General features: G+C 65.3%; 15 protein-coding genes. 2 read left to right on the top strand and 13 right to left on the bottom strand.

The window, feature by feature from the left end; genetic code table 11:
- Positions 1 to 65: 65 nt before the first annotated feature.
- The 8 genes from NMB96_RS12375 to lexA form a co-directional block, all read right to left on the bottom strand.
- Complete coding sequence (locus tag NMB96_RS12375) at positions 66 to 2492, bottom strand: glucose/quinate/shikimate family membrane-bound PQQ-dependent dehydrogenase (protein ID WP_255084959.1); 2427 nt, start codon at positions 2490 to 2492, stop codon at positions 66 to 68.
- Between the two features lie 301 nt (positions 2493 to 2793).
- Positions 2794 to 3639, bottom strand: coding sequence for a transporter (locus tag NMB96_RS12370; protein WP_425520889.1), 846 nt, complete (start codon positions 3637 to 3639; stop codon positions 2794 to 2796).
- A gap of 545 nt (positions 3640 to 4184) precedes the next feature.
- A complete protein-coding gene (locus NMB96_RS12365) occupies positions 4185 to 6155 on the bottom strand; it encodes an OPT family oligopeptide transporter (RefSeq protein ID WP_255084958.1) in 1971 nt (656 codons plus the stop codon).
- A gap of 352 nt (positions 6156 to 6507) precedes the next feature.
- The gene (locus NMB96_RS12360) at positions 6508 to 7326 is read right to left on the bottom strand and encodes an HDOD domain-containing protein (RefSeq protein ID WP_043889015.1); all 819 of its coding nucleotides are present in this window, start codon (positions 7324 to 7326) and stop codon (positions 6508 to 6510) included.
- Positions 7327 to 7672: 346 nt separating this feature from the next.
- Positions 7673 to 10924: an error-prone DNA polymerase gene (locus NMB96_RS12355; RefSeq protein ID WP_255084957.1), complete on the bottom strand. Its 3252-nt coding sequence runs from the start codon at positions 10922 to 10924 to the stop codon at positions 7673 to 7675.
- Between the two features lie 166 nt (positions 10925 to 11090).
- Positions 11091 to 12509, bottom strand: a complete 1419-nt coding sequence (locus NMB96_RS12350; RefSeq protein WP_255084956.1) for a Y-family DNA polymerase — start codon at positions 12507 to 12509, stop codon at positions 11091 to 11093.
- A 9-nt stretch (positions 12510 to 12518) separates the two neighbouring features.
- Positions 12519 to 13172 carry a translesion DNA synthesis-associated protein ImuA gene (gene imuA / locus NMB96_RS12345; protein ID WP_023903067.1) on the bottom strand — a complete coding sequence of 218 codons (654 nt, stop codon included), beginning with the start codon at positions 13170 to 13172 and terminating at the stop codon, positions 12519 to 12521.
- 1 nt (position 13173) lies between these two features.
- Positions 13174 to 13791, bottom strand: a complete 618-nt coding sequence (gene lexA / locus NMB96_RS12340; protein ID WP_255084955.1) for a transcriptional repressor LexA — start codon at positions 13789 to 13791, stop codon at positions 13174 to 13176.
- Between the two features lie 158 nt (positions 13792 to 13949).
- Between lexA and NMB96_RS12335 the strand changes: the two genes are divergently transcribed.
- The gene (locus NMB96_RS12335; protein ID WP_006450805.1) at positions 13950 to 14171 is read left to right on the top strand and encodes an AbrB/MazE/SpoVT family DNA-binding domain-containing protein; all 222 of its coding nucleotides are present in this window, start codon (positions 13950 to 13952) and stop codon (positions 14169 to 14171) included.
- A gap of 8 nt (positions 14172 to 14179) precedes the next feature.
- Positions 14180 to 14605, top strand: coding sequence for a type II toxin-antitoxin system death-on-curing family toxin (locus NMB96_RS12330; RefSeq protein ID WP_255084954.1), 426 nt, complete (start codon positions 14180 to 14182; stop codon positions 14603 to 14605).
- 240 nt (positions 14606 to 14845) lie between these two features.
- Here the strand turns inward: NMB96_RS12330 and NMB96_RS12325 are convergent, their stop codons facing one another.
- The 5 genes from NMB96_RS12325 to NMB96_RS12305 form a co-directional block, all read right to left on the bottom strand.
- Positions 14846 to 16150, bottom strand: coding sequence for a jacalin-like lectin (locus tag NMB96_RS12325; protein ID WP_255084953.1), 1305 nt, complete (start codon positions 16148 to 16150; stop codon positions 14846 to 14848).
- Between the two features lie 109 nt (positions 16151 to 16259).
- On the bottom strand, positions 16260 to 17618 hold the full coding sequence (locus NMB96_RS12320) for a histidine-type phosphatase (protein WP_425520888.1): 1359 nt from the start codon (positions 17616 to 17618) through the stop codon (positions 16260 to 16262).
- Between the two features lie 290 nt (positions 17619 to 17908).
- A complete protein-coding gene (locus NMB96_RS12315) occupies positions 17909 to 20815 on the bottom strand; it encodes a TonB-dependent receptor (RefSeq protein ID WP_255084952.1) in 2907 nt (968 codons plus the stop codon).
- Between the two features lie 195 nt (positions 20816 to 21010).
- A complete protein-coding gene (locus NMB96_RS12310) occupies positions 21011 to 22096 on the bottom strand; it encodes a FecR family protein (protein ID WP_349775754.1) in 1086 nt (361 codons plus the stop codon).
- Entirely contained in the window at positions 22093 to 22617 is a 525-nt protein-coding gene (locus NMB96_RS12305; protein WP_023903059.1) for an RNA polymerase sigma factor, read from the bottom strand. Before NMB96_RS12305 ends, NMB96_RS12310 begins: the two co-directional genes overlap by 4 nt.
- Positions 22618 to 22849: the final 232 nt, after the last annotated feature.

The raw sequence follows: 22849 nt of genomic DNA, 5'->3' as shown, positions 1-22849 counted from the left end.
CGTTTGTTGGCCGCTCCAGGACCACGCCGACGCAGCTGGCGACGTGGTCCTGCGTGGGCGGTGTGTCAGCGCGCGTCAGGCAAGGTGTAGGCGATCACGTCATCGCCACGATCGGGCGACTGCCGCGCACCGCCGGCACTGATCACCACGTACTGTTTGCCGGTCTTGTGCGAGACGTAGGTCATCGGCCCGCCCTGGCTGCCGACCGGCAGGCGGCCCTTCCAGAGCTCCTTGCCGGTGGCACTGTCGAACGCGCGCAGGTAGTAGTCCTGGGTGCCGGCGATGAACACGAGCCCGCCCTGGGTGGACAGCGTGCCGCCCAGCGTCGGCATGCCGATCGGGATCGGCAGATGCATCTTGATGCCGAACGGGCCGGTGTCCTGCACCGTGCCGACTGGTACCTGCCAGGCGATGCTGCGTGTTTTGAGGTCGATCGCGCTGAGCGTGCCGTACGGCGGCGCCTGACACGGAATGCCCAGCGCCGACAGGAAGCGGTTCTTGTTGACCGCATACGGCGTGCCCTTCAGCGGCACCGCGCCCATGCCGGTATTGACTGCCTCGCCACCACCGGCCGCCTCGGCCTTGCGGGTGTCGGCAGGAATCATCTGCACCCACAAGCCCAGGCGCATGTCGTTGGCAAAGATGACGTCATGCACCGGGTCGGTCGACAGGCCTCCCCAGTTCATGCCGCCCAACGAACCGGGAAAGCTCAATGAGACATCGGTGCCCGGCGCGGTGTACAGGCCTTCATACCGCATCTGCTTGAACGCGATGCGGCACAGCATCTGGTCGATCGCAGTGGCGCCCCACATGTCCGATTCGGTCAGGTGCTTGGTGCCGATCTGCGGCATACCGACCGACAGCGGCTGGGTCGGCGCGTACTGCTCGTGTGCAATATCCGAGCCTTTCACCGGCACTTCCCTGACCTCGGTCAGTGGTTTGCCAGTGGCGCGATCGAGCACGTAGATCTGCCCGGCCTTGGTGCCGATGACCACAGCCGGGGTGTGGCTGCCGTCCTGGTTGGGGAAGTCGATCAGGCTGGGCTGCATCGGCAGGTCGAAGTCCCACAGATCGTTGTGCACGGTCTGGTAGACCCACTTCTCCGCACCGGTGGTGGCATCCAGCGCCAGCACCGAGGCGCCGTAACGGTGATCGAGCGCGGTGCGCTCGGCGCCGTACAGATCGGTCGACGGCCCGCCCAGCGGCAGGAACACGGTGTTCATCGCCGCGTCGTAGGACATCGGTGCCCACACGTTCGGCGTGCTGCGCACATAGCTGCTGCCGGCAGCCGGCGCCTGGCGATCGTGCGGATTGCCCGGGTCGAAGGCCCAGCGCTGCGCGCCGGTGACCACATCGAAGCCGCGCACCACGCCACCCGGCATGTCGGTCTGCACGTTGTCGGCCACGCGTCCGCCCACCACCACGGTTGTGCCGGCCACCAGTGGCGGCGAGGTCAGCTGGTAGAACGGATCAGGCGCGGCGCCCAGGCCGGCCTTGAGATCGACCTGACCGTTGCTGCCGAAGCCCTGGCAGAACGCACCGGTGTCCGCATCCACCGCGATCAGGCGGCCATCGATGGTGTTGGTGAACAGGCGGCGACGGCAGTTGGCATCCTGCGCCACCGTCACTGCGGCGATCGGCGAGGGATTGGCCACGCTCGGCGCCGGCAACGCGGCATCGGCGTCGAAGTAGCCCAGGCCACGGCAGCGCTGCCAGACCGACGAGGTCGCATTGATCTCGCGCCGCCACAGCTGTTTGCCGGTGCTGGCGTCGAGCGCGATCAGATTGTTGTGCGGTGTGCACAGGAATACCTTCTCGCCCACCTGCAGCGGGGTCAGCTGGTCTTCGGCACCGTTGCCGTCGCTGTGGGCGATCTCGCCGGTGTGGTAGGTCCAGGCGACCTGCAGCCGGTCGACGTTGCTGCGGTTGATCTGGTCGAGCGCAGCGAAGCGGCTGCCGCCATCGGTATTGCCGTAGGCGGACCAGTTTTGTTGCATGCTTCCAGGCGGCACCGCTGTCATGCCGGGCCCCGCGTTGCCTGCAACCGGCGGATGCGGCACGAACATGCCGCCGATACCGGCCAGTACCGCCAGCGCCAGCACCGTCGCCACGCCATAGGCTGTGCGCCCCGTCGGCAACGCCCGGCTACGCCGCAGCGCTGGCCATGCCAGCGCCACCAGCACAGCGAACACCGCAGGCAGCATCAGCCGCGAGATCAGCGGCCAGAAATCCAGCCCCGCATCCCACAGCGCCCATACCAGCGTCAGCACGAACGCGACGCCGTACAACAGCGCACCGGCCGGCCGACGCAGCACGATCAGCACACCGGCCACGGCGGTCGCCAGGCCCATCAGCAGGAAGTACCAGCTGCCGCCCAGGCTGGCCAACCTGGCGCCACCCAGCAGAAAGATCACACCCACCAGCGCGATCAGCATGCCCAGCACCAGCAGCAATGCCCGGCCCGGGACCGGCAACTTCGATTTCGTTTCCACGTTGCAACACCTCGATCAGGAGATTCCGCCCTGCATTGCGCCCGGCATTCCGATCTGGATGCTGCAAGGCGCTGGCAGGACGAGCAGTAGAGGCAGCATGACTGCCCACTTTCTGTCACTCCCCTCCCCGGCCCACGTACCTCTGGCGAGACCGGCACCGGCATGCCCGGCAGACTGACGGCATAGTGTCGCACCGCAACGGGTATTTATTACATATCTGAAGCGATTACCTGCGGAACACTGCAGTCCGCACAGGCGCGGACCGCAGCGGCTTTTGTGTGCGCAGTGCGCGTTGCGCGCATCAGAAGCGGTGCGACATCCCCACATACACCTGCGCGTCCGGGGTGCGGTCGTTGAGGCCGAAGTTGGCGCCCACATCCAGTTGCAACAGCGGGTTGATCAGATACGCAGCGGCGATGTCGGCCGAATACTGTTCGATGGTTTCGGCGGGGTCGCGATTGATCGAGGACCACACTTCCACCGCCATCGACAACTTCGCGGTAAGCGGATGCGCCAGGTTGATCGCATTGACGATGGCGACGTGGTTGCCGCTGCCATCGCTGTCGGCCAGCCAATCCACCTCCGGCCCGAGGGTCAGCGAGAAACTATTGGGCAACACGAAATTGATCGGCAACGCGACGCCGCCTTCCCACTCGTCGTTGCCCAGGCCGGTACGCGCGGTCGGTGCCTTGACGAACGGCAGCAACGCCACGCTGGCGGTGTCGCTTTCGTAGAAACGCGCCTTCATCCGTAGAAAGATATCGCCGCCGCCGCTCAGGCTGCTGCGTGCACCGGTAGCGCGATCGGTGGTTTTGATCTGCAGCTGCGGCGCCCAGTTGAGCTGCAGATCGATGCGGTCGCTGACGCCGTACTTGAGCGTGGGATTGGTGAAATAGGAGGTTTCGATGCGCGTGCCGGGCTGGCTGTCGCGGGTGTAGCTGCCGATATCGGTTTCCAGCTGCCAGGCGCCGGTTGGCACGGTGCAGGTGGAATTGGCCTTGGTCGGGCGATCGGTACACAGCGCCGCCTCGGTGGCGTCTTGTGCCTGTGCCTGCAGCGCCAGGCTGCACAGCACGCCGGTCAGTGCGATGGCCAGCAACGGTGCGCGTGGTGTGCGGGTGGAGCGCTTGGAGATAGCAGTCAGCATTGCAGTGGTTCCATGGCAAGACGCTGGACAGATCGTGTGAACGGTCAGCGTTAGGGAGGGGGAAATGCACGTGGAGGTAGAACGACTGCATGGCCGCCGAACGGACGACGTCCTGCCAATCGATCTTATAGGCGTCTGCAGGCCCGTAGGGGCCAACCATGACAAAAGCGACCGCAACCGCAAGCCGATGTTGCACAGCGTGATGTGAGTGGCACTTTCACTGCCGTCAAGCGCAGCGTCACGCAGTGCGAGAACTCGCGTCGCTGGGTGTCACCGGATCGATCGAGGCATGCAGTAGCCGTGGCGCACCATCCATGCGGGAGACGGCACGATACGGAGCAGCGGCATAAAGTCGCTATGCATGGCGCCTGTGTAGCGCGTAAAGCCAACGCAAAGACGACGGAAGACCGAAGCGGCGCATCTCGCCGCGCGTCCGGCGCAGCGGCACTGGATCGCAACGCCGCAACGAAAAACGGACACGCATCCAGCGATGCGTGTCCGTCGGGATGAGGCGTGCAAGCGCATGCCTCAATGCTGCATCACGCTCAGGCGGTCTGTTCGCCGCGCTTGCCGACGCGATACAGCAGCCAGCCGACCAGGGCCAGGATCGCCAGGCCAAACCACTGGTTGAGCTGCAAGCTGGCCGGCAACGCCAGCACATCGGCGCGACTGGAAAGCACGATCGGCACCGCGATGGCGATCCCCATCAACGCCTCGCCGGTGATCAGGCCGGCGGCGAACAGCACGCCCGGTCGATGCACACGGTCGCGGCCGTCTTCGTCGTCGGCGCGGATCTTGTGGAAGCGTTCCACCAGGTGCGCGATCAGGCCACCGATGAAGATCGGCACCATCAGCTCCAGCGGCAGATAGATACCGATCGCCGCGGCCAGTACCGGCACACGGAAGCGCTTGCCAGTCTTCTTCAACCACTCGTCCAGCGCGATGATCGCCGCGCCCACGCCGGCACCGATGGCGATCATCGCCCACGGCAGCTCGCCGCCGAACAAGCCCTTGGCGACCGAGGCCATCAGCGTGGCCTGCGGTGCAGCGAGCGAGTTGGGATGCTGCGGGGTGGCCGGGCCGATGCCGTACGCCTGCGCGAGCAGGTTCAGCACCGGCGCCATGATCAGCGCGCAGGAGAACGCACCGATGCCCAGCATCAGCTGCTGCTTCCATGGCGTGGCGCCGACCAGATAACCGGCTTTGAGATCCTGCAGATTGTCGCCGCCCACCGCCGCCGCGCAGCACACCACCGCACCGATCATGATCGCCGCCACCGCGCCCAGCGGCGCGCCGCCGATACCGGCCGGCACCAGACCGTCCTTGCCGAGCAGCAGCACCAGCACCGCCGAGGCGAACAGGATGGTGGAGATGGTGATGCCCGAAACAGGGTTGTTGGATGAGCCGATCAACCCGGCCAGATAACCTGACACCGACACGAACAGAAAGCCGGCCACGATCATGATGATGGTCATCGGGATCGACACGTGCCATTGCTGCACGATCGCCTGATACAGGCCCAGCAGCGGCAAGGTGCACAGCACCAACGCCACCAGCATCCACTTCATCGGCAGGTCGCGCTCGGTCTCGGCGACCACACCGCCACCGCTCTTGCGCGCGGCGGCAAAGCCGCTCTTGACGCCGGACAACAGCGACTTGCGCAGCGAGAACAAGGTCCACACGCCACCGATCAACATCGCGCCGACGCCGAGATAACGGATCTTCGCGCCCCAGATGGCGAATGCCGCGTCGGCCGCCGGTGCATCGATCAGGCTCTGCGCCAATGCCGGATCCGAGCCCATGAAGAATTGCTGATACAGCGGGATGGCGATATGCCAGGACAGGATGGCGCCAGACAACACCACGATGCCGACATTCAAGCCGACGATGTACCCCACGCCCAGCAGCGCCGGCGACAGGTTGGTGCCCAGATACCCCACCAGCCGGCTGCTGCCGAGGTAGGTGGCCTGCGCCCAGGTGTCCGGGATCACCCGCAGGCCGCTGGCCGCAGCCAGCTTGACCAGTGCGCCGATGGCACCGGAGATGGCCAGGATCTTCAGACCCGGACCGGGGTTTGCACCGGCCTTGAGCACTTCGGCCGCGGCCTTGCCTTCGGGGAACGGCAGCGGGTCTTCGACGATCATCGAGCGCCGCAACGGCACCGAGAACAGCACCCCGAGCAACCCGCCCATGCCGGCGATGCCGAGCACCCACCAGTATTTGAAGTCCGGCCAATAGCCCATGATCACCAGCGCGGGAATGGTGAAGATCACCCCCGCCGCGATCGACGACCCCGCCGAGGCACCGGTCTGGACGATATTGTTTTCCAGGATGGTGCCGCCGCCGAGCAAGCGCAGCACGCCCATCGAGACGACCGCTGCCGGAATGGCGGTGGCGATGGTCAGGCCGGCAAACAGGCCCAGATAGGCATTGGCGGCCGAAAGCACCACCGCCAGCACGATGGACAACACGACGGCACGAAAGGTGAGCTGGCGCGGTTGCGCGTCATGGCTCATGGGCAGTTCCCCTGTGGCAAAAAATCCGGACCACGCTAGCGCCTGTGCGCGGTTCCGTCCAGCTGCGTCGCGGCGTGACAGTGTGCCTGTTATGGCGGGTGGAGTAGGCGCGACGTTGCGCCGGGAGAGTCAGCAGCGCGCTGCACGATCGAATCGACCGCAGCACGCGCCTGGCTTGCAAGACGCGTACTGCAGTGACTGGTGGCTGCTTGCAAAAACGACCGCGTCTTGATCAGGCGAACGCGGCTGGCGATCGGCGGCGCATGGATCACTCGGATACCGGCGCGCTTGTGTTGCGTGCGCGCGCCGGTCTGATCGCAGTGCGCCTTACCGCATCACTGCAACTGCTCGCTCAACGCAGCGCTTCGGCAAACGCCAGGTAGGCCTCAATCACCTCCGGCAGCTCGGCGAACAACGCGTCAAGATCCACCGTGTCCATCAATGGCCCGCGCGCCGATTCCAGTGCCGCCGGAATGTCGCCGTCGTGCGCGCGCAGTGCGTCTGACACATGCACGGCCTGGGCAAGCAGCAGCGGCATCAACGCGCCTTCCGGTGCGGCGGCCGGGCGGACCTGATAAGCGATGGCTTGCTGGATCACCGCAGGCAACTGCCAGCGACGCACCAGCTCGGCGCCCACTTCCGGGTAACCAAACCCCAACTGCAGGGTTTCTTCGGCCGCATGACCGGCGGAGGAGGTGTCGTGATTGATGCGGCTGGCGTATTCCGGCGCGCCGGACTGGATCAGCAGCTCGCCGATGTTGTGCATCATGCCGCAGGTAAACGCGGTTTCCGGATCGAGCCCGTGCTGGCGCGCCAGCAAGCGGCAGATGCCGGCCACGCCGAAACTGTGCCGCCAGAAGGCGTTGAGATCGAAACTGGGGCCGGCATGAAACGCGCCGGTCATCGACGAGGCCAGCACCAGCGTGCGCAGCGTGTTGAAGCCCAACCGCATGGCCGCGTCTTCGACGCTGGTGGAATCGCGCAGGCCATGGAAGCGCGCCGAATTGGCCAGCCGCAACACCTTGGCGGCGATCACCGGATCGCGCTCGATGGTGTGCGCCAACACATCGATGTTGGTGTTCGGATCATCGAACTGACGAATCAGGTCCTGCGCCACCTTGGGCACCGTGGGCAAGGTATGTAACTGGTCAAACAAAACCTCCAACTTCATAATCGCCTCGTGGAAAAGGAATGGGTCAGCGCAACTGCGCCCGCCATGGTGTCGTACAGGCCGCTTGAAAGTCACTAGCCCGCTGCATGCCCCGGCGTGACCACGCCATCGCCATCACTGGGCGCCAAGCCACAGCGCCATTGGATTTTGCGCGCCTGCGCAGGGCGCTGCGCGTCGCGCATGGAACACTGCAACGCCACAGCGAACACAGCGCCATGCGGCGATGCTGGCAGCTGGGCAATGTGGTCGAGGACGGCCACAACTGCGGATGATGGATGCCGATAGACCTGGTCTGGAATCGTGACCGTAACGCGATGCCGGTGTTGATCGATTTACCGGCAAATACTCAATGAAAATCGCGCGAGGGCAGTTGCATTTCGCCGAGTAGCTCGCTGAGGTCGTACAGATCGCCGGCGATGAGATGCTCCACGCCGTCCACGCGTTCCCAGCGGCCACGCACCGCCATCAGGCGCGATTCCAGCAGTGCGCGGCGGCGGCGCAGCGCCAGGTGCGACCAGACGATGACGTTGATCATGCCGTGTTCGTCTTCCAGGGTGACGAAGATGGTGCCCTTGGCGGTGGCCGGGCGCTGGCGCTGGGTGACCAGGCCAGCGACATGCACGCCGCTGCCATGACGGCGGCCCTGCAGCTCGCGCAGGCCGAGGATGCGCCGCTGCGCCATCTGCGGGCGCAGCAGCGCCATCGGGTGCTGGCGCAGGCTCAGGCCGACCGAGCGGTAATCGGCCAGGATGTCTTCGCCTGCGCGCGGCGCCTCGAATTCCACCGGGCGCTCTTCGGGGCTACCAGGCAGCAGCGGCCGCCGCGCTTCCACGCCGGCCATCGCCCAGCGCGCGGCATTGCGATTGCCTACCATGCCTTGCAAGGCGCCAGCCTCGGCCAGGGCGAGTCGCGCTTTTTCGTCGAGTGCGGCGCGCAGGCATAGATCGCCGATATCGGCGAAGGCTCGCTGCACGCGTGCAGCGACAATGCGATCTGCCACCACTTCCGATAATCCAGCGACCTGGCGCATGCCCAGACGGATCGCCGGTTGTTCGCCGGGGTCTTCGTCGCTACACCATGGCCGGCCACCGACCAGCGTGTTGTCCCAGACGCTATGCAGCACATCCACCGGCAACACTTCCACGCGCGCACGCTCGGGGCTGCCGCGGCGCGCGTCCTGCACGATCTGGCTGGCCGAGTAAAAGCCCATTGGTTGCGCATTGAGCAGCCCGCAGGCGAAGGCTGCAGGTTCATGCCGTTTGAGCCAGCAACTGGCGTAGACAAGTTTGGCGAACGAGGCGGCGTGGCTTTGCGGGAAGCCGTAGGAGCCGAAGCCTTTGATCTGCTCGAAGATCTGGTCGATGAAGGTGGAGGCGTAGCCTTTGTTCTGCATGCGCTCGCGTACCCGTGCGCGGTGTTGTTCCATATCGCCGCCGCGACGCCAGGCGGCCATCGAACGGCGCAGATTGTCTGCCTCGCCCTCGGTGTAATCGGCCGCGTGCATCAGCAGCTCCATCACCTGCTCCTGAAATAGCGGAACACCGAGGGTCGGCCTGAGGATGTCTTCCACCTCCGGCGATGGATAGTTGACGGCTTCGCGACCCTGCCTGCGACGCAGATACGGATGCACCATATCGCCCTGGATGGGGCCGGGCCGCACGATCGCCACTTCGATCACCAGATCGTAGAACACCGCGGGCTTGAGCCGCGGCAGCATCGCCATCTGCGCGCGCGATTCGATCTGGAATACGCCCACGGTGTCGGCGCGCTGGATCATCTTGTAGGTCGGCGTGTCGTCGCCCGGCAGCGTGGCGATGCTGTAATCGCGCCCGCGGTGGCCGCGCACCAACTCCAATGTCTTGCGGATGCAGGTGAGCATGCCCAGCGCCAGGCAATCGACCTTGAGCAGCTTCATGGTTTCCAGATCGTCCTTGTCCCACTGGATGATGGTGCGATCGGCCATTGCCGCGTTTTCCACCGGCACCAGCAGCGACAAGGGTTCATCGGAGATGACGAAGCCGCCGACATGCTGGGACAGATGACGCGGGTGATCGCGCAGCTGTTCGGTCACCGCAAGAATCTTGTCGATGAGTGGATTGGCCAGATCGAATCCGGCCTCTTCGATGCGCTGCTCCATCGGCGTTTCGCCATTGCCCCAGCCATAGCAATTGGCCAATAGCGCGATCTGGTCTGGTGGCAGACCGAACGCCTTGGCCACGTCGCGCACCGCGCTCTTGCCGCGATAGCAGATCACCGTCGCCGCCAGCGCGGCGCGTTCGCGACCGTATTTGGTGTAGACGTATTGCAGCACTTCCTCGCGCCGCTCGTGCTCGAAATCGACGTCGATATCCGGTGGCTCGTCGCGTTTTTCTGACAGGAAGCGCGCCATCAACAAACGGGTTTCATCCGGATTGACTGCCGTGATGCCCAACGCATAACACACCGCTGAATTGGCCGAAGACCCACGGCCCTGGCACAGGATATGCCGCGAGCGTGCGAAATGCACCACATCGCGCACGGTGAGAAAGAAGGCCTCGTATTTCAGTTCGGCGATCAGCGCCAATTCTTTCTCGATGTCGTCGCGTATTTTCTCTGGCGTTCCATCCAGCCACCGCTCACGCATGCCTGTTTCGGTGAGCTGCCGCAGATAACTCGCCGGCGTATGTCCTTCCGGCACCAGTTCGCGCGGATAGGTGTATTCAAGCTTGGAAATATCGAAGGTACAGCGCTGGGCCAGGTCGACCGTGGCCTGCAACAGCGCATCCGGATAGATGTTGCCCAGGGCCCGGCGCGTGCGCAAATGGCGCTCGCCGTTGCGGAACAGGTGCGCGCCGCACTCGGCCAACGGCAAGCTGTGGCGGATGGCGGTCAAGGTGTCCTGCACGATGCGCTCGCGCCGCTGCGCCATATGCACATCGCCGCTGGCCAGTGCGGTCATGCCCAGCTGCTGCGCCAGCAACTGCAAGGCAAGCAACCGCGCGGCATCGTCCTGTTCGCGATGCAGTTCCACCGCAAGGAATGCACGCTCGGCGAAGACCTGTTGCAACCAGGCACCCTGCTCGGCCTGCGGCTGCGCGCCGGGCAACCACACCGCGAACACGCCGGGTGCGACATCGCGAAACTGCGCTTCCACCTCGGCACGCCCCAACCGATAGGTGCCCTTGCTTGCTGCACGGCGCGCGGTGGTGATCAGCGCGCACAGTTGCGGATAGCCGTGCGCGTTTTCCACCAGCAGCACAAAGCGGGTGCCATCGACCAGGGTGAATTCGCTGCCGACGATCAAGCGCACGCCGGTGGCGCGCGAGGCTTCCAGGCCGCGCACGATGCCGGCCAGCGAGCATTCGTCGGTGATGGCCAGTGCGCTGTAACCGCAGTGCTGCGCGCGTGCGAACAACTGCTCGGCACTGGAGGCGCCGCGCAGGAACGCGAAATCCGACAGGCAATGCAGTTCGGCATACGCGGGCAGGCCATCGGCAACCGCCGCATGGGTGATGTCGTCGTTGGCAGCGCGCAGACGTGCAGCCACGTTCCAGGCGCGTGGCATGCGCCCGCCGGGCGTGTCGCGGTCCACGCCGTCGACGGCGTCGTCCCAGCTCATGGGCGCACATCTTCAATATCGCGCTGCCACCCACCCGTCCTTCCAGTGCGCCGCAGATCGCCTCGTTGCAGATGCTCTTTCACTGCGTGGCATCGGGTGCTTGCGGCGCCGCTGCGATGACCAGCCCGGCAAACAGTGCTCCGATGCCGCAGGGGCATGCGTGGGATCATGCGAACCACCCATGCAGCATCCAGCCTTCGACACGGCCCGGCGCGGCAAATACCCAGGCCCGGCGTCCGCGTGCGGTCTCCACCACGTAGTAATCGCGACGCGCTTCATCGTCGTCCCACCAGCCGCTTTCCAATCGCTCCGGGCCGGAGACGATGCGTAACTGCGCATCGTGCAAGGGCACCGGCTGTGGCAACAACCAGGTAGGGCGCGGCGGGCGGGGTGGCGCATCGGTTTCGCGCACCGTATCGCCGATGGCGCGCCGCCATGCGCGTTCCGGGCGCGGGTCGTCGGCCGGCAGCACGCGATACACCGCCTCATCGCCGAGCCGCGCACGCAAGCGCTCGCGCAGCTGCGGCCACTCCACCGATTGCTGCGCACGCTGATCGAACAGATCGCGCATGGCCGGCACGAACGGCGGCAGTTGCCGCGCCAGCAGGCGCATCGCCACTACCGGGCGCGGAATCTCCACCCGCTCCAGCCGGTTGCGTGCAAGCTCGAACAACAGCGTGGGCGCACGCTCCGGCGTCAGCAGGCCGATCTCGACATCGGTGGCGCCTTGTTCGTGCTCCAGTCGCAGCAAGAACCGTTGCACGCCACCATCGCGAATGGACAGATACGTGCACAGATCGCCGATCAAGCGACGCAGCGGGAACAGCAGCGCCGGATGCATTTCCACCTCGTAGCCCAGTTCCACACGCTGGTCGAAATGATCTGGCGGTGCGTAACACTCCAAGGGGTCGTCGACCTGGCCGTAGAGGCGGTCCAGGTGATCGAGCAGTCCTGCACCGAAACGCCGGCGCAGCCCATCGCGCGGCAACGCACGCACCGCAGCCAGCGTACGCACACCCATGTGCTGCAGGCGCTCACCCACATCGTCAGGCAAGGCGGCACGGCGTACCGGCACTTTGTCGAGCGTGCTGTGCAAGGCCGGCAACTGCGTCACGACCATGCCATCGCGTAAGCCAGCCAGCACGCGCGCGGCGCGCGGTGTAGGCGCCAGTGCAAGCCGGTGCTGGAAGCCCAAGGCCTGCAGTTCATCGCGCAGGCGGCGCTCGAAACGTGGCCACGGACCGAACAACCGAAAACTGGCACCGGCTTCCAGCACGATGGCGCGCGACCATTGCTGGCTCACCAACGAACTATGCCGGTACGCCCACGCCGCGAGAAACCGCTGCGTGCGCGCCTCACTCTGCGCGTCGTAATCGATGGTGCGCACATTGGCCATCAGCGCATGCGCCGCCGATAGCCGCATGCCGGCTTTCAGACCGGCGGCAGACGCCGCTGCGTTGACCGAATGCAGGCTACGTAACTGCGCCGGCCCTTCGACCAGCACCAACGGCGCGTGCGGCTCTTCCAGACGCCGAAGGACGGCGTCCAGCGCCAGCTGCGGCAGCAGTATGCAGGCCCACAACATGCGCGCGCCTCAATGGGCCAGCCGCAACGGCTGCGAGGGGACCTGCCCACCGCGGCATTTGCGCACCTGCCAGGCATCACGCTCGGGCAGAAATTCCAGCCGCAAGGCGGCCGGCGATGCATTGACCGCATGCTTGCGGTCGCGCAGCGCGAATGCGCAGCAATTGCCGCTGTCGGCGGCGACTTGCAGCCGCCGCAACGCGCGCGCATCGCCGGTCTGCGGCCAGCCCAATACCGCCGCGCAGGCACCGCTGCGCAGGCATTGTTCGAACGCCCACAAGGCCTCGCGCGGCCCGGCCTGCACCACTTCCAGATGTTCCAGCACCACCCCGCCCGCCTGCCAGGCCGGTGCGTAGGGAATGAACGGCGGCGCCACGAGCACTACGCGGCTGCTGGCGCCGGTCATGCGTGCCAGCGTGGGCAACAACAATGCGATCTCGCCTACGCCGTGCGCGGGCAACAGCAATTCGGTCAGCGCCCGCCGCGGCCAGCCACCATCGGGCAGCAGCGCATCCAGTGCGGCATGCCCGGTGGATTCGCCGCCATGGACAATGGCCGTGCCATGACCTGCGCGCCACACCGTACGCGCGGCCAGCAGGGCGTCCAGCGGCAATGCGACTGCCGCGCTGCCGTCCTGCCTGATGCGCGCGGGCTCCTGGCTCATCTCAACCCTGCCGGATCAGACCGCAGTACAGCCCTTCGATCGCGAAGTCGGCATCGGCCGCCACCACGATCGGCGCATGCGCGCGGTTGCGCGGCAGCAAACGGAGACGCTCGGCACCGCGTTCCAAGCGTTTGATGGTGATTTCGCCATCCACACGTGCCACCACGATCTGCCCATCGCGCGCATCGTTGCTGCGATGCACGCCAACCAGATCGCCGTCCAGAATGCCGTCGTCGATCATCGAGTCGCCTTGCACCTGCAACAGATAATCCGGGCGCAGCGAGAACAGCGCGCGGTCCAGCCACAGCTGACGATCCAGCCCGATATCCGCCCCGATCGGCACACCGGCCGCCACCCGCCCCAGCACCGGCAAGGCCAGCACCGCATCGCGCGCCGGATCAGGCCTCATCCGGCCTGGCACCCGGATACCGCGCTTTTGATTGGGCAGCAGCTCGATCAACCCGGCCTCGGCCAGTGCCTGCACGTGCTTTTGCGCGGCATTGCGCGAGGCGAAGCCGAATGCCTGCGCAATCTCGGCCAGGCTGGGCGACACCCCTGCGCGGGCCTGTTCCTGCAGGAAGATCAGCACCGCCGCACGTTTGGGAGAGAGAGGTTCCATGGAAGAAAACGGCCAGCCGGGACTAGGTGTACATTTGTACACCCCTCGGTCGCAGCAGGCGAGATTGGCCGACTCAGCTTGCTGAGCCGATTCAGCGGGCGAGCTTGCGACAGACCGGGCACCGAGTTATAACTTACGTAATAACAAGGGGCGCCGCCATGAAACTCAAGATCACCTCCATCGGCAATTCCGCCGGCGTCATCCTGCCCAAGGAACTGCTGGCCCGCCTGCGCCTGGGCAAGGGCGACGAACTGTATGCGCTGGAAACGCCCGACGGCATCAAGCTGACCGCGTTCGACCCGACCCTGGCCGCGCAGATGGAGGTGGCCGAGCAGGTGATGCGCGAGGATCGGCAGGTGCTGCACAAGTTGGCCAAATGAACACGCGCATGGTCGTCTGGATCGAGCGCGCGCTTGCCTTGGCAATACACGAACGTCAGTTGAGCGAGCACGGTGGCGCAGCTGGCGTGCGTAATGAAGCCTTGCTGGATTCGGCGCTGGCGCGCCCGCAACAGTTGTTCTCCTACGGCGATCCCCCGCCCGACCTGGTGGAACTGACTGCGAGCCTGGCCTATGGGCTGGCACGCAATCACCCGTTTGTGGATGGCAACAAGCGCACCGCCCATGTCTGCTATCGCGTCTTTCTGGTGCTCAATGGTGCCGAGCTCATTGCCTCGCAGGAAGACAAGTACGTCGCCATGATGCAATTGGCCGATGGCGCGTGGAGCGAGAAGCAGTTTGCGCAGTGGCTACGGGCAAGGGTGCGCTTGCGTGACGACCGGCATATCCATGAGACACGACCCACCTATGGCTGAGCATCCCTCCGGCTGATAGCACTCTGCTTTGCGCTTGAGCCGTGCAGCCGTGCAGCGCGTTTCTACTTCCGTGATCAGCGGTCTCGTTGCACCGTGCACAGTGAAGAATGCAAGCAAGCAGGGCGTCAATATCGCTGAAGCCTGGGCGTGCAGCCGCTCACGCAACACTGGCCATCCCTGGCCGTGCCGCTGCTACGCAACGCGTTACGCTCGTTACGCAGTCTGTTGCGTCAGCTACGCTCAGTCCTTCGCATACACCACACCCAACTTGTCGATCTCGTCGCCGGCGCGGCCGGTGAAACCGGCGATATGCCAGCCGCTGGGCGCAGTCAGCGTATAGGTCTCGCTGCTCGGGGTGCCCACCTGCACGCTGCGGCCTTTGTTGGTGCGCAGGCTCAACGAAAATACGCGGGTGCGGTCGTTGTACTTGCCCACCGTGAATGTGGCCGAGGACAACGTTTCGTTGGCACCCAGCGACAACGTGGTCGCCTGCCCACCACTGCCGCCATGCGCGAGCAGCTTGCCGCTGTCCAGGATCACACCCAGGCCATCCAGGCGCGCGCCGCCGCGCAGGGTCACCCCGCTGAGCGGGCGACCGCCGGTGTTGCCAGCCAGATCGTTGAACGGAATGCCATGCGGGCCACCGAACTGGTCGCTGGTGCGCAGTCGATCGCCCACTGCCCAACCGAACTGGGCATGTAGCGGGTAGTGGTCGGACAAGGGCTTGCCGGCGCTGTCATAGAAGCCGCCGCCATCGAGCTGATAGCGGTTGGCTACCAGGGTCAGTTGCGGCGCATCGCGGTACAGGATCTTGTCGACCACTTCGCAGCTGTTGGTGGGTGGCGTGCCGCACAACAGCGGTGCGGCGCCGGCCGCCGGTGCTGTGCCCTTGATCAATTCCAGCCATGGATCGGTCAGGCCGTTGGAGGCGATCAGCTCGCGGATATTGTCGTCGCTGCGGGTGTAGCGCGTGTTGGAATCCATCATCACCAACACCGCGTTGCCGGACGACCAGGTCTGGATGAACTGCGAGAGCTGACCGATGTTGGCGCGGCGTGCGGACAGATCGCCCGCTTCGACACCGGCATTGGGATGCGCGTTGTAGACATCCAGCAACACGCCATCGGCCAGGCGTACACGCATGTAACTGAAACCCTTCGGGGTCAGGCAGTCGGTGCCGTTGCACTGATTCCACTTGATCCGCGTGAAGTCGCTGAAGGGATAGTTGCTGAGCGTATTGAGCCCGTCGCCGAAGGCGGCACCACCGCTGGTGGCGGTGCGGTACGGATGCGCATCGCCGGCGTACAGCGCGGCGTGGTAGTTGAAGTCTTCCTGCACATTGACCAGGCCGTAAGGTGCCAGTTTCGGCGCCAGCAGTGCGGTGTTGGTGGCCGGCGTTCCGCTGGACAGCCCTTCGGGCAGGCCGGCGACGTTGTAGGTCAGCACATCTAGGACGCCGACGTTTGTTTGCGCCTGGGCGATGCCGGCACAGGCAAGACTGAGAGTGATTCCGAGACTGACGAGAGTACGTAGCTGGTGGAGCATAAATCGCCTCTTGCAGTGATAAGAAACAGCGGCTGGCACGGTGGCCAGAGAAACGGCGCTCATGCGCCGATGCAACCACACGCGCCGGTCGTGGCCGGCGCGTGCAGCGTCATTCGCTCAGGTAATGCGGGTCGATTGCGGTGCCGATCAACGTGGCCAAGGCCGGCAGTGCGCAGTCGTACTCCGGTGTGGCGCTGCTGCAGCCGGGAATGAACACAGGCGACGAGGGCGGCGGCGCCTGTGGCGTCAGCACGCGGCGTTCGCGCAGTTGCGCCAGGGTCTGCGCGGTGTAGCGCAATCGGATCACGCGCTGCCCATCGGCACGGCGCCAACGTTCGAACACCAACGCGCCGCCGGGCACGGTCTGGTCGGGCTGGTAACCGGGCAACTGCCAATGCAGATCGAACATGCCGGCCAGCAAGGTCAGCGTGCCGTCGTGCCCGGATAGCACTACCAGCCGTGCATCGCCACCGATCGGCGTGGGGTGCGGTGCATTGCTGTTGCCGCTGGCATTGCCGTTGCTGTGAGTATCAGTGCCAGCGTCGGCAGTGCTGCCTTGCTGCAAGGTCGCCAGTAATCGTGCGGCCAGCGGCGAACTGGCCATGCGCGCCACCGTCGGCGCACGCAGACGCAGCGCGAACTCGGCCTGATGCGGTGCGAATGCGCGCAGCAGACTGGCCTCGTTCACGCCTTGCCACCCCAACGCGGCAAAGTCCTGGCCATCGGCCCAGCCCATCAGCAGGCTTTCGCTGATACCCGATGCAGATGGTGCCGGGCCTTCGACACCGGCGATTCCATCGTGGGCATCGCCCATGCGCGAGTGCACCGCATCCAGGCGTTGTTTGCCGGCACCGGCCTGCGCTGGACACGGCCGCTGCGCGCACTGCAGCAGCAGTTGCTGCAGGCTGTCGATCGCATCGTGTTGCGCCGCATTCCAGGCCGCAACATCTCCACCGACGCGGCCGGCGATGGCCGCACGCATCAATGCAGCGGCAGCTGGCTGCCGCAATGCCGGGGCACCGTCGAACAGGGGATCGGACGCGTCAGCGGCAACGTGGTGCACCGTGTTCGTGCACCCCGGCGTGAGCGTGCTTGCCAGTGCGCGTGCCGAGGCGATGGTGCGCTGGGTGCGATTGGCCCAGTAGTAGACGTTGGCGCAGCCATCGCCATCGAACACACCGAGCGGCGCGTAATGCGCGCGGTAATAGCTACCGAATAACGCCTCCAGACGTGCACCGTTTGCGGTCAGGTGCCCGGCCGGCACAGCGAAGCGTGGCCAGGGACGTGCGGAATAGCGGCCCAGCTGCTCCGGGCTGGACATCGCCGCACGCACGCCGTGGCGCTTGAGGATGACGACTTTTTCGAGCGTCTCCGGCGCCGCAGCAGCGGCATGCGCCACTTCCAACGCAGCCAGACCGGCAACGAACAGCACAAAGAAACACATACAGATACGAGGCAGTAATGACATGAGTGGTCTCAAAACGTGGTGCACCCACTGCATTGCGCGAGATCTCGCGCAATGCAGCTGGCAACAGCGCCAACGCGGGCGATGCTGCCTTGCATGCGGCGCCCTGCAGTAGGCGCCGAGTAGCGGCAGTGGCTGACGCCGACAACCGTGGAACGGCGATCAACGCAACTGCGCAGCTGTCAGGTGGGCGTGGCCGATGCAGGAGCGGCATGCACCGCTCCTACGCTCGAACCACAAGCGCACCGTCCGCAGCCAGCTGACGACTGCTCGCCAGGCGGTGTCAGCCACGCTCAAAAACGCGCGCGCATCCCCACCGACCAGGTGCGGCCGTAGTCGGTATAGCCGCCGAACAGGTGATCGCCGACGAACTGGCGCTGCACTTCGCCGGTGAGGTTGATCGCGTTGACGAATACCGACAGCGTGTCGTTGACCTTGTAGGCCACATTGGCATCCAGGCTGCCGAACTGGTCGCTGTTGAGCGTGGCCACATTGGCGGTGCCGACCGCGTTGAGAATGTCGTCGCTCCAGCTGTAGCTGACGCGCGCCATCAACGGCCCCTTCTCGTAGAACAGCACGGCGTTGTAGGTGTTCTTGGCTACACCTTCCAGGCTGTCGGTGAAGCTGTTGCTGCCGTCGTGATAGGTCGCCTTGCTGTCGGTCCAGGTGTAGTTGAGCTGCATGCCCAGGCCATCCAGCGGCGACGGCAGGCCAGTGAAGACCTGCTGATACGCCACTTCCACGCCCTGCACCATCGCCTTGCTGCCGTTGGTCTTGGACGACAGCAGATAGGTCTGACCTTCGTAGACCAGGTTGGACATCTGGGTCTGGATAAAGCTGGAAATATCCTTGTAGAACAACCCACCGGTCAGGGCCGAGGTGCCATCGATATACCACTCGAAGGTCAGGTCGTACTGCCATGCCTCGAATGGCTGCAACGCAGGATTGCCACCACTGGCGGTGAAGCGTTCGCCACTGGAATTGAAGGTGAGCTTGGACGACAGATCGGTGAGGTCCGGGCGCGTGATCACCTTGGCAGCGGAGGTGCGCAGCACCATGTCCTCGCGCACATCCCAGGCTGCGTTGAACGAGGGCAGCACGTTGGTGTAGCTGCGCTCGAAGTGCACCGGTTGCGCGCTGCCGTTGACATCGGCATGGCCATCGGTGGCCTGTTCGGTGCGCACCACGCGCGCACCGAGATTGCCGCGCAGCTCGCGGCCGGCCAGTTCGGTGCCGAAGTTGGTCATCGCGTAGGCCGAGGCGATCTTTTCCTGCACCTCATAGGAGTTCTGCAGGTCGGCGCTATTGGGGGTATTGCTGAGATCGGCGCTGGTTGGCCAATTGCCCCAAAACGTGGATTCGATCGGCGCCAGCCATTGCCGCGGCATGTTGCCGTTGGCATCGGCCAGCATGTCGCTCACCGGCAATGCAGTGAAATTGCTGCCCGGGAAGCGCACGCCGGCGATGCTGTTGAGCAGCAGGTCGGCACGGTCGTAAGTGCGCGAGCGCTGGCGATACTTGACGCCCAGCTTGAAGTCGCGGAAGAAGCCGCCGTCGAGCGCACGCTTGGCATCGAACTGCAGTGCGTCTTCCTTGTCGCGTGCGTCGATCTCGCGCCATTCCAGCCGGCGCCCTGCCACGGTGGCCGGGTTGGTTGGATCGAAGCCGTTGGTAAAGCTCCAATCGGGCACGTTGTCGCCGTCGGCTTGCGGCATGTCCACGCGCATCGACAGGTCGGTGCCGCTGCGCAGCCGGGTGCGCCGGATCGGGTCCGAATCGTAGCTGTGCGCCTGCGAGTGGAAGGCCACTGCGCCCAGCGTCCAGCGGTCGCCGCTCCAGGTGCTGGACAGGCGCGCACTGCGGTTGTCGTCGGTGATGCCGGAGGTCTCGCGCGAGATCTGTACTTGCCCGTTGCGGTAATCGAAACCGGTGATGCCGCCGTTTTCCACGCGCAGATTGCTCAGCTTGGCCAGGCTATCGAAGCCCACGCCCATGCTGTATTCATCGTAATGCACGGTCTGCTTGGCGTAGAGCAGATCGAGATTTGTCTCCCATTGCGCGCTGGGCTTCCACTGCAGCGAGGCGGCCACGCCGGTGCGTTCGCGCTCTTCCAGCTCCAGCGTCGGGCGCAGACCGGTGGGCACGTAAGTGGCGCCAGGCACACCCGGCACGCCGTTGCGGTAATAGTCCCAGCTCACCTCGTTGACGCGGTCCTGGCGCAGCGTGCGTTGCGCATACGCGCCTGAGATCAACATACCGAAGGTGCCTTCGGCGTTGACCCAGTTGAACAGGCCGGAGACGCGCGGATCGTTGGCCTGGGTGCGCTGGGCCTGGCTCGATTCCAGCGATACGTTGGTCAGCGTCTTGCCCAGTTCCAACGGGCGGAACGTGCGCACGTTGATGATGCCGCCGATCGCACCTTCGTCCAGATCGGCGGTGGGACTCTTGATCACATCCAGCCCGGAGACCAGTTCGGCCGGCAGCGTGTCGTAACGGAATTGCCGCCCGGTCTGGCCGGAGGTGCGCACATTCTCGTTGACCGCCATGGTCTGGCCGTTGAGCGTGGTGACCTGGAAGTTCGGGCCCAGGCCGCGCACGCGCACGTACACCCCTTCGCCGCGATCGCGCACGATCGACACGCCGGGCACGCGCTGCAGCGCTTCGGCCACGTTCTGCGCCGGCAGCTTGCCGATGTCTTCGGCAGCGATCACATCCACCACGCTGTCGGCGTAACGCTTCTGCCGCAATGCGGCGCTGAGGCTGCCGGCGTAACTGCCAAGCACCTGGATGCTGTCCAGTTCCTGCACCGGTGCGTCTGCGCGCGGCATTGGCGCCGTTGCGGTCGTTGCGACTGCCGCAGTTGCAGGAACCGCCTGCGGCATGCCGGGTGCTGGCTCGGCGGTTTCGATCGTCACCGTGGTCGCATTGAGATAGCGGTAACGCAGGCCGGTTCCATCGAGCAATTGCTGCAAGGCCTGCTCAGGTGCAATGCCGGCAGCGGTGGCGCGGGTCTGCGGGTTGCCGGCCACGCCTGCGGCATAGACAAACTGCAGCCCGGTCTGACGCGAGAGCGCATTGAGCGCGCGTGCCAGTGGCTGGGCAGGAATCGCATCGACCGCGATGGTGGCTGGAGCCGCCTGGGCGCCGGCAGTGCCGGCATGCAGGGCGAGAGCGATCGAAAGAAACAACGTACGGCGCATCGTGGAATCCAGTAGGGGAGGAAGCAATGCGCAACACCTCACGCGAGGCGGGATGCTGCGTTGTACCCGGACTACGAGGATCGACGGCGACGATCGGGCACCGTTTTTTGATGAATTTTCTGTGACACCTGCGGGGGTGCGAGCGCTGAGCGCGCGCAGGCGATGCACGCATCGATACGTCACTTGGCACCACGGCTATCGCGTAAGCGTGTCCTGCGTAGGCCGGCTGCGCACACGCAGAACTCCCGGCGCGCTGACCACGCGCAGGTTCGGCTGGCCGTCGAGGAAAGCACGCAGTGAAGCGATATCGTCGCCGCGCAGATTGCCGGTGAGCCGCAGCGCACCGGCGCCAGCGTCGTCGATCAACAAGCGCGTGCGATTGAGCCGATTGAAGTCTTCGGCCACCGTGGCCAACGGTGCGTCGCGGAACACGATGCGCCGCTTCCGCCAGGCATGCATCGTGGCCACCTCTTCGCTGGCGAGTTCGATCCGGCCAGTCGCATCGTCGATACGCGCGCTCTGCCCTGCCCCCAGATTGGCGAGCATCGGTCGCCCAGCGCGCTGCTCGTGCCACACATGTACACGGCCCTCGGCCACCTCGATACGTGCCTGACGCTGATACAAGGCAATGTCGAAGGTGGTGCCGATATCCTCCACCCGCAGATGGCCTGCGTGCACTTGCAAGGGGCGCCGATCCGGTGCGACCACAAAGCTGGCCTGGCCGCGCAACAGCTGCAGGTGACGGCTCCACGGCGTCATGGTGGCGCGCACGCTGCTTTGCGCATTCAGATGCACCACGCTGCGATCGGCCAACTGCACGCTGCGCTGCTCGCCGTGCACGGTGGCGTAGGTTTGCGTGCGCGGCCAGGCCCAGCCAGTCAGCACTGCCACCCCGCAGAGTGCTGCGGCAAGCCCCATGCTCCAGCGGCGCACGCGCGCACTGCGTTGGGCTGCGGAGCGGCGCGACTGGTCCGCATGTTGCGACGTCAATCGTGGCGGCAACGGCAGCGCGATCACGTTCCGCGCCACTGCATCAGTGCTCTTGCGCCGGTCGGCGTCGAGTAGAGCATCCACGTCCAGCTCCATGCCGCGCAATGCATCACCCAGTTCGCCAGACACGCGCAGCACGGCCATGTATTCGCGCACGTGCAGCGGCGATGCCGTCAGCCATTGCAGAAAGCTGGCCTGTTGCCCCGCATCCAGCGCCTGCATGCGTTGCAGCGCATGCCAATGCGCGGCCTCAGCGACAGCGCTGCGGCTTGGCACTGCAGACTTGCTCACCAGCTTTCTCCGCTGTCGGCCACTGCCCGTCTGCACGCCGACAACCCGCGCACCACGTGTTTCTTGACCATATGCGCAGACACCCCCATGCGCTCGGCGATCTGCTTGTAGCTCAGCCCATCGCGGTATTGCATCACCAATACCGCACAGGTGCGCTCCGGCAATGTCGCCAGCAAAGCCTGCAAGCGTTGCTGGCGCTGCTGCCGGTGCGCGGCGTCTTCCACGTCGTCGCCTGCGGCCAACACCTGCGAGAACTGCTCCATCTCTTCGATGCGCAGCGGCGCCTGTTTACGTCGCACGGCCTGCTCGCGCGCCAAGTTCAGCGCCACCGTATACAGATAGGCCTCGGGATTGGCGATCGCCTCACCCTGATCCTGATGCGCACGCAACAGGCGTAGATAGGTCTCCTGCACCAGATCCTCCGCCTCTTCTTTGGCACCACGGCGCACGAAAAAGCCACGCAGCACCGATCCATGCTGGGTGAACACCTGCGTCCACGCGCGGGCGGCGTTGGCTTTCATAGTGGGCGCTCCCCTTGCGCTGGGCCGGCTAGCCTGGCCAATGCAGGTGACACCACGATGACGCGCGGCTGCATGGCGTGCGCCCGCGCATGCAGCGTCGTGCCGCGCCGCTCCAACACGCGTGTCATCCACACAAGCGACGTCATGCGCAGCAAGCGCGCCCCGCTGCACGCGCAAGCATGTTGCGACATCGCTTACGTGTGAAAGATGCATCACCCACCTACACCACACC

It is taken from the genome of Xanthomonas hortorum (assembly GCF_024339125.1).
GTDB lineage: Bacteria > Pseudomonadota > Gammaproteobacteria > Xanthomonadales > Xanthomonadaceae > Xanthomonas > Xanthomonas hortorum.
This window is presented reverse-complemented; position numbering and strand designations above follow the sequence as displayed.